Source organism: Burkholderia ubonensis, assembly GCF_001718695.1.
Lineage (GTDB): Bacteria > Pseudomonadota > Gammaproteobacteria > Burkholderiales > Burkholderiaceae > Burkholderia > Burkholderia ubonensis_B.
In genome coordinates, this window is sequence record NZ_CP013422.1 from 793,997 (window position 1) to 806,373 (window position 12,377).

Annotated in this window: 10 protein-coding genes and 2 pseudogenes; 4 read left to right on the plus strand and 8 right to left on the minus strand. The window is 67.6% G+C overall.

Annotated features, from left to right (window positions below; translation table 11 throughout):
• Positions 1-242: 242 nt before the first annotated feature.
• The 3 genes and pseudogenes from WJ35_RS23405 to WJ35_RS23415 all read left to right on the plus strand — a co-directional run bounded on the left by WJ35_RS23405 (position 243) and on the right by WJ35_RS23415 (position 4,337).
• Positions 243-2,866, plus strand: a pseudogene (locus WJ35_RS23405) (circularly permuted type 2 ATP-grasp protein).
• Entirely contained in the window at positions 2,863-3,879 is a 1,017-nt protein-coding gene (locus WJ35_RS23410) for a transglutaminase family protein (RefSeq protein ID WP_069240610.1), read from the plus strand. The pseudogene WJ35_RS23405 and the gene WJ35_RS23410 overlap by 4 nt, the downstream one beginning before the upstream one ends.
• 185 nt (positions 3,880-4,064) lie before the next feature.
• The gene (locus WJ35_RS23415) at positions 4,065-4,337 is read left to right on the plus strand and encodes a hypothetical protein (protein ID WP_069240105.1); all 273 of its coding nucleotides are present in this window, start codon (positions 4,065-4,067) and stop codon (positions 4,335-4,337) included.
• A gap of 40 nt (positions 4,338-4,377) precedes the next feature.
• Here WJ35_RS23415 and pip read toward each other — a convergent pair whose 3' ends face one another.
• Both pip and WJ35_RS23425 read right to left on the minus strand, forming a co-directional pair.
• Positions 4,378-5,310 (minus strand): prolyl aminopeptidase, encoded by a 933-nt coding sequence (gene pip / locus WJ35_RS23420; RefSeq protein WP_069240106.1) that lies wholly within the window; start codon positions 5,308-5,310, stop codon positions 4,378-4,380.
• Between the two features lie 521 nt (positions 5,311-5,831).
• Positions 5,832-6,407: a TetR/AcrR family transcriptional regulator gene (locus WJ35_RS23425; protein WP_011881966.1), complete on the minus strand. Its 576-nt coding sequence runs from the start codon at positions 6,405-6,407 to the stop codon at positions 5,832-5,834.
• 136 nt (positions 6,408-6,543) lie between these two features.
• Between WJ35_RS23425 and WJ35_RS23430 the strand changes: the two genes are divergently transcribed.
• The gene (locus tag WJ35_RS23430; RefSeq protein ID WP_014725086.1) at positions 6,544-7,227 is read left to right on the plus strand and encodes a glutathione S-transferase; all 684 of its coding nucleotides are present in this window, start codon (positions 6,544-6,546) and stop codon (positions 7,225-7,227) included.
• Between the two features lie 336 nt (positions 7,228-7,563).
• Here WJ35_RS23430 and arsA read toward each other — a convergent pair whose 3' ends face one another.
• The 6 genes and pseudogenes from arsA to WJ35_RS23455 all read right to left on the minus strand — a co-directional run bounded on the left by arsA (position 7,564) and on the right by WJ35_RS23455 (position 12,357).
• Positions 7,564-9,327, minus strand: coding sequence for an arsenical pump-driving ATPase (gene arsA / locus WJ35_RS23435; protein WP_059475219.1), 1,764 nt, complete (start codon positions 9,325-9,327; stop codon positions 7,564-7,566).
• 9 nt (positions 9,328-9,336) lie between these two features.
• The gene (gene arsD, locus WJ35_RS32670) at positions 9,337-10,182 is read right to left on the minus strand and encodes an arsenite efflux transporter metallochaperone ArsD (RefSeq protein ID WP_046427275.1); all 846 of its coding nucleotides are present in this window, start codon (positions 10,180-10,182) and stop codon (positions 9,337-9,339) included.
• Positions 10,166-10,330 carry a hypothetical protein gene (locus WJ35_RS31890; protein WP_014725083.1) on the minus strand — a complete coding sequence of 55 codons (165 nt, stop codon included), beginning with the start codon at positions 10,328-10,330 and terminating at the stop codon, positions 10,166-10,168. Before WJ35_RS31890 ends, arsD begins: the two co-directional genes overlap by 17 nt.
• Positions 10,327-11,397, minus strand: coding sequence for an ACR3 family arsenite efflux transporter (arsB, locus tag WJ35_RS23445; RefSeq protein WP_069240107.1), 1,071 nt, complete (start codon positions 11,395-11,397; stop codon positions 10,327-10,329). The genes WJ35_RS31890 and arsB overlap by 4 nt, the downstream gene beginning before the upstream one ends.
• Positions 11,398-11,420: 23 nt before the next feature.
• A pseudogene (locus WJ35_RS23450) lies at positions 11,421-11,916 on the minus strand (arsenate reductase ArsC).
• Positions 11,917-12,033: 117 nt separating this feature from the next.
• Entirely contained in the window at positions 12,034-12,357 is a 324-nt protein-coding gene (locus WJ35_RS23455; protein ID WP_011881972.1) for an ArsR/SmtB family transcription factor, read from the minus strand.
• Between the last annotated feature and the right edge of the window lie 20 nt (positions 12,358-12,377).

Here is a 12,377-nt window from a genome sequence, read left to right on the forward strand (position 1 = left end):
AGACCTGATGACGATGCGCGGACGGCCGGGGCGACCGGGGCGACAGCGCGCGCCGGCCGATGGCGGCCCCGCCGGAATGCTAGGATGCCGGCAGAGCGCGGTCGCGCACGCGCGCCGCGCACCGTGGCGGCGCGTGTGCGGGATCGACTGCTGTTTGCTTCTGCTGACTTGCGCTTCCTGACTCAAGACGGACCGATACCGTGCCGCCCATTCACCCCGACGATCTCGCCGCCGCCGACGCGATGCACACGCTCTTCGATACCGGGTCGCAGCCCGACGCCGCCGAGCTGGCCGCCGCGCTTGCCGCGCCGGCCGCCGCCGGCCGCTACGACGAGCTGCGCGGCAGCGCGGCCGGCCTGCAGGCGCCCGCGCTCGCGCCCGCGTGGCGCGCGTTCTTCACGCACCTCGGCAGCGACGGCGTCGCCGATCTCGACCGCCGCGCGGACGCGCTGCAGCGGCGCATGCGCGAGAACGGCCTGTTCTACCAGCTGCACGAGCAGCGCGCCGGCGACGGCGCGACCGGCCCGTGGTCGCTGGACCTGCTGCCGCTGATCGTCACGTCGCAGGACTGGGCCGCGATCGAGCGCGGCGTGCTGCAGCGCGTGCGGCTGCTCAACGCGATGATGGCCGACCTCTACGGGCCGCAGACCATCCTGCAGCGCGGGCTGCTGCCGCCCGCGCTCGTCACCGGGCATCCCGGCTACCTGCGCGCGATGCGCGGCGCGCGGGTGCCCGGCGACACGTGGCTGCACGTCGTCGCGTTCGATCTCGCGCGCGGGCCGGACGGCCAGTGGCGGGTGCTCGCGCATCACACGCAGGGCGCGGCCGGGCTCGGCTATCTGCTGGAAAACCGCCTGATCGTGTCGCGCCTGCTGCCGCGCACCTTCCGCGGGCTGCGCGTGCAGCGGCTCGCGGCGAGCTACCGCGCGCTGCTGCAGAGCATGCAGGCGCTGAGCCCGGCGGGGAAGAACTCGCGGATCGTGCTGCTGACGCCCGGGCCGCACAGCGCGACGTATTTCGAGCATGCGTATCTCGCGCGCTACCTCGGCCTCACGCTGGTCGAGGGCGGCGACCTGACCGCGCGCGACAACCGCGTGTTCCTGAAGACGCTGCGCGGGCTCGAACCCGTGCACGGGATACTGCGGCGCGTCGACGACGCGTGGCTCGATCCGCTGGAGCTGCGGCCCGATTCGATGCTCGGCGTGCCGGGGCTGCTGCAGGCGGTGCGCGCGGGCAACGTGCTGCTCGCGAACGCGCCGGGCTCGAGCTTCCTCGAATCGCCGGGCATGCTCGGCTTCCTGCCGCGTCTCGCGGAAAGCCTGCTCGGCACGACGCTGACGCTGCCGGCCGTGCATTCGTGGTGGTGTGGCGAGCCGGCCGCGTGCGACGACGCGCTGCCGCAGCTCGCGCGCTGCATCATCAAGCCGTCGTTCCCGCCGGACGTGCAGGCGGGCGGCGGCTTCGAGCCGGTGATCGGCGCGCGGCTCACGCACGCGCAGCTCGCCGAATGGCGCGCGCGCATCCTCGCGAATCCCGCGCACTACACGGTGCAGGCCGACCTGCCGCTGTCGCAGGCGCCGACGTGGCCGGGCCACCGCGAGCCGGGCGACGGCTACGGCAACGGCGGCGCGCGGATCGTGCCGAAGCCGCTGCTGCTGCGGGTGTTCGCGCTCGCGGACGGCGCCGCGCGCTGGCGCGTGCTGCCCGGCGGCCTGTCGCGGGTCGGCGCGCGCGACGCGCTGTTCAACGCGCCGATGCCGCGCGGCGGCAGCACGGTCGATACGTGGGTGATGACGGAAGGCGTCGTCGATGCGACGACGCTGCTGCAGACCCACCTCAGCGCGGAGGACCTGACCACCGCGCAGCCGCGCGCGATCGCGAGCCGCGCCGCGGAGAACCTGTTCTGGCTCGGGCGCTACACCGAGCGCGCGACCAACCTGATGCGGCTCGCGCGCGCGGCGCTCGAACGGCTGCGCGGCGAGGACGACGCGGACAGCCCCGCGCATCTGGAGCTGATCGACACGCTGTGCCGCGACACGGGCCTGATTGCGGCCGACGCGCCGAGCGCGGTCGACGCGCCGCGCGCGTTCCAGCATGCGCTCGCCGTATATCGCTGACGCGCGGCGCGGACCGCGCGGCGGGCATTGCGTCGTGCCTGTTCGGGATGCGCGGCGCGGCGGCCGCGATCCGCGAGCGGCTGTCGAGCGAGCAATGGCGGCTGATCGACGACGCGACCCAGCTGTTCGCCGACAGCACCGGCAACGCGGAAGCGGAAGAGCAGCTCGGCAACGAAGCGCTGCAGCTGCTCGAACGGCTCGGCCTGCTGCTCGGCGCGATCACCGGCGCGCAGACCGACAACATGACGCGCGACGACGGCTGGCGGCTGCTGTCGATCGGCCGGCAGATCGACCGGCTGGACTTCCTGTGCAGCGTGCTGCGATTTGCGTTCGAGGAGGGCGCGGTGCACAAGCAGGACGGCTTCGAGCTGGTGCTGGAGCTGTTCGACAGCGCGATCACGTTCCGCTCGCGCTTCCAGCGCGGCTTCGACGTCGCGCCGCTGCTGTCGCTCGTCGTGCTCGACACCGACAATCCGCGCTCGCTCGCGTGGGTCGTGCAGGCGATGCGCGGGCGTCTGACGAAGGTCGAGCGCAGCGAGGGCTACGCGCTGTCCGAGCTGGCCGACGCGATACCGGACGTGCCCGGCTGGTCGCTGCACGAGTTGTGCGAAACCAGCAGCGACGATGGCCGCCACGACCGGCTGCTCGAGCGCCTCGACACGACCGTGAAGGCCGTGTGGGAGCTGTCGAACCGGATCGGCGAACGCTATTTCAGCCACGTGCGCGAGGCGGGCAGGACGCTATGGTGACGACGACCAAATCCGCGGCGAAGGCGCCGCCCGCACCGGACGCGGCGGCACCTGCCGCGCCCGTCGCCGGCCGGCTGCTGCGCGTCACGCATGACACCGAGTACCGCTACGCGGCGCGGGTCGAATCCGCGCAGCACCAGGCGCGCCTGACGCCGCTCGCGACGCCGCGCCAGCAGGTGCTGTCGTTCGCGCTCGACATCGAACCCGCGCCGGAAAGCGTCGGCGCCGAGACCGATGCGTTCGGCAACGCGCGCACGTCGTTCGCGCTGAACCAGCCGCACGACGCGCTGTTCGTGCGCAGCCGCAGCGTCGTGCGGGTGACGCCGCCCGTCTGGTCGGCCGGCGCGCGCGGCGAGCCGCCGCCCGCGATCGCGCAGCCGGACCCGGCGCGGGCGAGCGCGTGGGAAGCGGTGCGCGAGCGGTTCTGCTTTCGCGCGGGGCAGCCGTACGATGCCGCGAGCGAATTCGTATTCGCGTCGCCGCACGTCGCGTGCGATCCGGCGCTGGCCGCGTATGCGGCGGTCAGCTTCACGCCCGGCCGGCCGCTCGTGCAGGCGGCGTGGGACCTGATGCGACGCATCCACGCGGAATTCACGTATGCGCCGAACAGCACCGACGTGACGACGACCGCGCTCGATGCGCTCGCGCTGCGCCAGGGCGTCTGCCAGGATTTCGCGCACGTGATGATCGGCGCGCTGCGCTCGCTCGGGCTGGCCGCACGGTACGTGAGCGGCTATCTGCTGACGCAGCCGCCGCCGGGGCAGCCGCGGCTGATCGGCGCGGACGCGTCGCATGCGTGGGTCGAGGTGTACGACCCGGCGTGGCCGGAGGACGGCGGCTGGCTGCAGCTCGATCCGACCAACGATCGCGCGCCGGGCGACGACTACGTGATGCTGTCGATCGGCCGCGACTACGCGGACGTGACGCCGCTGCGCGGCGTGATCCGCGGCGGCGGCGCCGATCAGGAGCTGAGGGTGGGGGTGACGGTCGAGCCGCTCGACGAGGGAGCGTGACGCGGCATGATCGGCCGCCCGCGCCGCGCGTCCTGCGTTTAAGTCTTCGTTAATACGGCCGGCTTAGCATGGTGATGCTGGCGAACGGATCGCACGCTGGTCCGGCGCCGGTGGCACGTGCGGGTGCGCCGCCGCGATGACGGCGCGCCGACGCGCGTCGCCGGCCGAATGCAGGGGCGGCATCCATGATCAAGCACTTCGACTACACGTTCGGCAACGAGACGATTTCGCTCTGCGCGAGCTTCGGCGCGGGTCCGGCGTTGCGCCGGGTGCTCGTCAGCCGCGCGGACTCGATGGCGACGCTGGTGGTGCTCGACGCGCGCGGCTTGTCGGGGCTGCTGAAGGTCGCGACCGAGGCGCCGGAAGGGCTGCTCGACGATGCGATCCGCAAGGTCGGCGACGAACGGCTCGTCGAGCGGGCGATCCGCGGCCGGGCGATCGTCGAAGCCGCGTTGTGAGCGCAGTCGCGCGTGCACGCGCGATGTCGCCTCGTGCCGCTTACGCGGCGAACCGGTCCGTCGCCGCGAGCAGCGCCTTCAGGATTCCCGGCTCGTTATACGCATGGCCGGCATCGGGCACGATCTCGAACGACGCGTCGGGCCATGCCTTCGACAGATCCCACGCGGTGCGCGCGGGCGTCGCGATGTCGTAGCGCCCCTGGACGATCACGCCCGGAATGCCGGCCAAACGATGCGCGTCGCGCAGCAACTGCCCCTCGTCGACGAAACCGCGGTTCATGAAGTAGTGGTTTTCGATGCGCGCGAACGCAAGCGCGTAGTGTCCGTCGCCGAAATGCTCGGCGAGCGCGGGATCGGGCAGCAGCGTGATCGTGCGGCCTTCCCACAGGCTCCACGCGCGCGCGGCTTCCAGCTTCGCGGCTTCGTCGTCGCCGGTCAGGCGGCGGTGGTACGCGGCCATCAGGTCGCCGCGCTCGTGCTCCGGGATCGGCGCAAGGAACTGGTCCCACAGGTCCGGGAACAGCCACGACGCGCCTTCCTGGTAGTACCACAGCAGTTCCGCGCGGCGCATCGTGAAGATGCCGCGCACGATCAGCGCGCTCACGCGTTCCGGGTGGGTTTCCGCATAGGCCAGCGCGAGCGCGCTGCCCCATGAACCGCCGAATACCAGCCATTGCTCGACGCCGACCATCTCGCGCAGGCGCTCGATGTCCGCGACCAGATCCCAGGTCGTGTTGTGGTCGAGGCTCGCGTACGGCGTCGAGCGGCCGCAGCCGCGCTGGTCGAACAGCAGCACGTTGTAGCGGGCGGGATCGAAGAGCCGGCGGTGATCGGGGCTGCAGCCGCCGCCGGGGCCGCCGTGCAGGAACACGGCCGGCTTGCCTTGCGGGTTGCCGCACAGCTCCCAGTAGACCTGGTGGCCGTCGCCGGTGTCGAGGTAGCCGTGGGCGTAGGCTTCGATGGGTGGGTACACAGGCAGGCTCCGGGTGAGGGTCGGCGAAAGTGCGGGATATTGCGGTGCCGCAACGGATCGTTGTGCGTGCATCGAAGCGGCCGCCGGCGAGTACGGGTTGTCATTATGCCCGTGCAATTTGGGGTGGTGTGGGGCGGTGTTTTGTGGGCGTGGGGCGGCCGCGGCGGTGTGAATCGATCGCGAATTCGGCATTGCCGGGTGCGGCGTGCGTCCTTGCCCGGTTTCGTTTGTCCGCTGTCGACCGGGACGGGCAGCTTCTGCTGGTCGAGAAACCGTTTCGGGGAGGGTTTGCTATATCGCGCGCGACACGCAGGTCGTCGGCGCGTTACTTGACGCGCTCCATCGCGGCGGGCGAATACCAGAAGGTCCGGTACGTGTCGATTCCGTACGACTTGCCGTCGTATTTGACGACGGTGCGCACGGTGCGCTCTCCCGTGTAGGAGGATTTGGCGCTGTCGCTCTCTGCCTTCGTGACGTGTGCGGTGATCGATAGGGCCGCAAAGCCGGTTTGCTCGATGCGGCTATGCCGGCAGAAGACCAGCGATGCGATAACTTTCAATCAATCCGTCATAGAGAGAAATGTCCGAGCGACTCCTGGCAACGAGCTGAGCGCCGACGACGGCCGCGTAGATGGCGCGAGCACGCCGCTCGATATCCTCGGGGCTGACCACGGCCGCGGCGGACAGCACCTTGCTCAGCCACGCAACATTGACATCCGCAAAAGTCTGAATCTCTTTCACCACCGTTTCCGGCAGGTCGTCAGATTCGGCAGCCAGGAAGCTACACAGGCATATGCGATTGCCACGCTCAAGCGCCTTGCGAAACGTATCGGGATAGTGGCGCAGGCAATCGAGCGGATCTGCGGATTCGGCCAAAAGCGCATCCAGAGTCGCTGCTGATTCCTCCCAATACCGCCTTGCCACTGCTGCGCCGAGATCGGCCTTGCTTGCGAAGTGGTGGTAGATGCTCGCAGCCTTGATGCCGACAGCTTCGGCGAGATCACGGAAATTCAAGCCGCTGTAGCCATGGGCCTGCGCAATCTTTGTGGCTGCCACCAGGATTCGCTCCCTGGAGCTCAGGCCTGAATCATTCTTCACTGCTACCGCCTCCGCGACCGTTGACACGAGCAATTATACGCTCTAACGTAAACCTAACTAACGTTAGGTTGGATGTAGGTGACAGGCCGGATATCGTCCGCCCCCCGTGTGACAGACCGCTTAGAGAGAGGCACGCATGGCTTCCAGCAGCATGAACTTCGACGTAACCAAACTTCCGATCATGACGATCTACGATTTCCCCAAAGGACCCTATCCGACACGCGTCCGTATCGCCCTGGCCGAGAAAGGTCTGCGATCGCGCGTCGAGTTCGTGATGGTCGACCTTTACAAAGGGGAGCACAAAAGGCCCGAGTTCATCTCCGAGAAAAACTACTCGGGAACGCTGCCGGTCCTCGAGCTCGAAGACGGAACGTGCATTGCCGAATGCACCGCCATTACCGAATACCTCGATACGCTCGATGGTGCGCCCACGCTGACCGGCCGGACACCACTCGAAAAGGGTGTGATCCACATGATGAGCAAGCGCGCCGAGCTGGAGTTGCTCGACGCAATCAGCGTCTATTTCCACCATGCCACGCCAGGGTTAGGACCTAACGTCGAGCTCTATCAGAACGCCGAATGGGGGCTTCGTCAGCGCGACAAAGCCCTGAGAGGCATGCACTACTTCAATGACGTTCTGAAAAGGCAGCCATTTGTCGCTGGGGATGCGTTCTCTATGGCCGACATCACCGTTATCGGCGGACTGGTCTTTGCGTCAATCGTGAAGTTGCCCGTGCCTACGGAGTGCGAGGCCCTTGTAGATTGGTACATGAGAATGCAGGAGCGCCCAAGCGTGAGGAACCAGCCGGCGTTCGCGTGAAATAGCAGCCGCGCCCGACCGTCATCGATGATCGGCCAATCTTTGGTTGCAATCGGGGACGGCCTGCCTACGCGACATCGGCGACTCGTCTATTCAATCGATACCGGATCAGACGACGCCAGTGTTGCGCAGTAAATCTGTCGATCGTAACGGTTCCGAGGCCTGCGCGCGGTGGTCGCGTTGCAAAAGCGGGGTGGCAGGACGCGGTGGCGGCACGTGCGTCTACAGATTGCTTGCTCACCCAACCGGAAAACCCGCTTTAGCCACCCGTTCACCAACCGGCCCTCAGCGTCCACATCGCATTCGCCGGTTGGCAAATCAACCAGACGCGTCGCGCTACGCACCAGCCCCCGCCCTGATCACATGCTCGAGCCCCACTGGCCCGACCGGCGCCTCCGCGAGCCACGGAATCAGCGCGGTGCGCTGCGCCAGATCGTCCGCCACGCGGCGCACGAACGGGACCTCGTACGTGCCGCGCTGACACAGCATCGGATCGGTCGTGCCGCTCGCCAACAGCGACTGGTTGATGACCCAGGCATATGGCGTGATCCCGGCACGGGCGAGGTCGGCGCTCAGGCGTTCGGCTTCGTGAACCGGCGTCGCTTCAGGCAGCGTGACGATGAGGATGCGGCTGTAATCCGGATCGCGCAAACGCGGCAGCAACTGGCGGACCGACTCCGGCATGTCGCCCTGCGTGCGCATCACTTCGCGGTGATAAGCCTCGGCAGCGTCGAGCAGCAGAATGGTATGCCCGGTCGGCGCCGTATCGAGCACCACGAAGCCGGACTTGCCTTGATCCACCGTCCGTGCGAACGCGCGAAAGACCGCAATTTCTTCGGTGCACGGCGAGCGCAAGTCTTCCTCGAGCATGGCCCGGCCGCCCGCATCGAGGTGCGATCCCGCTTTCGCCAGCACCTCTTCGGTGTACTGCTGTACTTCGCGCGCCGGGTCGATGCGGGTGACGCTCAGCCGCGGCACCACGCCGTCGACCGTGGCAGCCACGTGCGAAGCGGGGTCGGTGGTCGACAGGATCACGTCGTGTCCGCGCCCCGCGAGCGCGACGGCGATGGCGGCCGCAACCGTGGTCTTGCCCACGCCGCCTTTGCCCATCGTCATGATTACGCCGTGGCCCGTAGCCGACAGCGCGTCGACGAGCCCGCCGAGGCCGGGCGGCAATGCGGTGTCGGGCATGCGGCGCTCGGTCGGCATGCGCACGCGTTCGGGGTGCGCCATGTCGCGCAGCGCGTCCAGTCCGACCGTGCCGCGCGGCAGAAACGGAATGCGCGTCTGCGGCAGCACTGACAGCTCGCGCGGCATGTCGGCCAGTGCCTGTCGCGCGCGCTCGGCCATCGCGGTTGCAATCGCGTCGTCATGCCGCTCGGTGGCAAAGAGGCCATTGATCGCCAGCACCTGGTTGCGAATGCCGAGCTCGGCCAGTTCGTGCCACGTGCGATTCGCTTCGCGCAACGCGGCGACTTCCGGCCGGCTCACCAGGACGACGGTGGTGTCCACCGCGCTCGACAGTCGTTCGACGGTCGCCGCGTACAGCGCCTTCTGCTTCTCCAGCCCGGCTAACGGCCCGAGGCAGGAGGCGCCCCCGGTCGACGACGAAATGAACTCGTTCCACGCGGAAGGCAACGTCAACAGGCGCAGCGTATGGCCGGTCGGTGCCGTATCGAAGATGACGTGATCGAAATCGGCCGTCGCGGCGGGATCGCCGAGCAGTTTGGAGAATTCGTCGAAAGCCGCGATCTCGACCGTGCAGGCACCGGAGAACTGCTCCTCCATGTTGCGGATCGCCGCGGCAGGCAGGACGCCGCGATACGGTCCGACCATGCGCTCGCGGTACGCCTGCGCGGCCGCTTCGGGATCGATGTTCAAGGCGAACAGACCGGACGCGCCGGGCACGGCCGTCGGCGATTGGCTCAGGCCGACGCCGAGTACCTCGTCGAGATTGGACGCCGGGTCGGTGCTGACGATGAGCACCTTCTTGCCGGCATCCGCCATCGCCAGCCCGGTCGCACAGGAAAGCGAGGTCTTGCCGACGCCGCCTTTGCCGGTGAAGAACAGATAGCGGGTCTGCGTGTCAGGGAGGGACATGTGCGCTCCCTAGCAGCAGCCGGAGCCGGGCGAGCAGCAACTGCCGGCCTTGACATGAGGCTTGTCCGCCGTCGTCAGCGCGATGCCCAGCTTCTGCGCAAGCTGCTGGCGGGACGGATACATGCCGGTCGATACGATGTGGCCGTCGATCGCGAGGATCGGCAGCCGCTCCATACCCGCTTCCATTTCCTTGACCACCGCCGCGTTGGCGGCGAATGCCTGCGGCTGCTGACCCAGGTTGTAGCGGGCCACGGTCACGCCGTGCGCCTCGACCCACTTCAGATCGGCGGCGAATTGCGCCAGCACCGGGTCGACGTCCACACCGCAAACGCCCGTCGAGCAACACATCGCCGGATCGAACACTTCGAGCTTCTTCATGGCACTTTCCTCAAGGCAATCGGAATTCAGCGCTTTCCACAGGCACGGATGCGTCTGTGGGCACAGGTGCGTGAATTCGGGCAGACCGCGAATCGCCTCCGGAAGGCGGCGTCTCTCGATCTGCGTGAAGCCGCGCCGCACAAAGAACGCGAGCGCAGGTTCATCGTTCGGAATAAGGTAGAGCGCGCGCAGCGATCGCGTTTGCGCTAGCGCAATGGAAGCGTCGATGAGGCGGCTGCCCAGGCCGGATTGGCGCATTTCCGGCCGAACTGCGACCGAGCGCAACAGGGCCGCATCGCCGGATTGTTCCAGTCCTGCCACTCCGACGATCTCACCGGCGAGTATGGCGACATGGAAGCCGTCGAGGCTCTGTGGTGTGAGATCGCTGGCCGGCAGCCCGCACAGGTTCAGCAACGCGACGATGCGGTCGAAGTCCGTGGCGACTGCCCGGCGAATTTCGTCAACGGGCGTACTCATGACCGCGCTCCTTCAAGTGTGCCGTGATGATTCGTATGCGGAATGGCGATGCATCGCTCGCGATCGTGCCGCTCATCGGGCGCGTGTCCTGGGCGGCGAGATTGGCATCGTTCTGCCCCTCATGTTCGACCGCTTCAGCATCTATCACCCCCGCTCGTACCAGCCCTTGGACTGGTTGACGATGCGCACCACCAGCAGCATGACCGGCACTTCGATCAGCACGCCGACGACGGTGGCCAGCGCTGCGCCGGAATGGAAGCCGAACAGGCTGATCGCGGCCGCGACCGCCAGCTCGAAGAAATTGGATGCGCCGATCAGCGCCGACGGGCACGCGATAGTGTGCTTTTCGCCGACGGCGCGATTGAGCCAGTACGCGAGCGCCGAGTTGAAGAACACCTGGATCAGGATCGGCACCGCGAGCAGCGCGATCACCAGCGGTTGCTTCAGGATCGCTTCGCCCTGGAACGCGAACAGCAGCACCAGCGTGGCCAGCAGCGCGGTGATGGACCACGGGCCGATCTTCGCCATCGCGGCGTCGAATGCTGCCTGTCCTCTTGCGAGCAGCGCCTTGCGAAGCAACTGCGCCACGGCTACCGGGATCACGATATAGAGCACGACCGAAGTGAAGAGCGTGGCCCACGGCACCGTGATCGCGGAAATGCCCAGCAGCAGGCCGACCAGCGGCGCGAAGGCGATCACCATGATGCTGTCGTTCAGCGCCACCTGCGACAGCGTGAACAACGGATCGCCGCCGGTCAGCCGGCTCCAGACGAACACCATCGCCGTGCAGGGCGCGGCGGCCAGCAGGATCAGGCCGGCGATGTAGCTGTCGAGCTGATCGGCGGGCAGCATCGGCGCGAAGAGATGCCGGATGAGCAGCCAGCCGAGAAACGCCATCGAGAAAGGCTTGACGAGCCAGTTGACCACGAGCGTGACGCCGATGCCCTTGATGTGCTGGCGGACTTCATGCAGCGCGCCGAAGTCGACCTTGACGAGCATCGGGATGATCATCACCCAGATCAGCAGCCCCACCGGCAAGTTGACCTGCGCGTACTGCATGCGGCCAATCGTCTGGAACATCGCAGGGAAAAACTGGCCGGCCAGGACGCCGGCGACGATGCAGAGCGCGACCCACACGGTCAGATAGCGTTCGAAGAAGCCGATGGGCGGCTTCGCGGGCGGCTTGTTCGAAGCGGTAAGGTCGGTAGCGGTCATGGGGCGATTCGCAAAAGGAGCGCTCAGCTTTTCAGGATGCCGTCGAGCGCGTGCAGGAGTTCGGCATCGCTCAGACGGTCGAGCGGAAGGGCGAGCAATTGCAGCATGCGATAGCCGATCGCCTGGCGGGTGAGCTCGAACGCGAGCCGCTTGCCGTCTTCGCCGCCCGGCGCGTTCGACGGATCGGCGTAGCCCCAATGCACCTTGACGGGACTGCCGGGCCAGTACGGGCAGGTCTCCGCGGCCGCGCTGTCGCACACGGTGATGACGATGCGCATTTCAGGCGCGCCGTCGCCGACGAATTCGTCCCAGCTCTTGCTGCGGCAGCCGCCGGCGTCGACGCCCGCGCGCGAGCGCGTCGAGCGCGAACGGATTGAGCCGCCCGCTCGGCGCACTGCCGGCGCTGTACGCGCGTACGTCCTTGCCGAGCTTCGCGGCCCAATGATTGAGCATCCCTTCCGCGAGCACGCTGCGCGCCGAGTTGTGGGTGCAGAGGATCAGTACGTTGGTCGTCGTCACGGGCGTGCCTTATCGCTTGCTGATGTCGCGCACAAGTTGGCGCAGAGCTGCCGCGACGCTGGCCGCCGGATCGCGGATGTCGGCGCGAATGTAAAACCGTCTCATGAACGTGATCCTTCAGCACTTGCAGGAATCGGCGGCCGCGGCGACGCACGGCTCGCCGCTGCAACAGTTCTCGGTGAGAAAGCCGAGCAGCGCGTTCATCTGCTCGAAGGCAGCTCGGTAGATCAGGCTGCGGCCATCGCGCTCCTGCGTGACGAGCGCCGCGTTCGTCAATTCCTTCAGATGGAACGAGAGGGTGGCGTTGGGAATGTCGAGTTGCGCCGCGATGGCGCCGGGCGTCAATCCGGCCGGACCTGCGACGACGAGCATCCTGAATACGTTCAGGCGCAGTTCGTGAGCAAGCGCGGCGAAAGCGCGGACAGCATCTTTGTTTTCCATATTTCGAATATAGTCGAAAT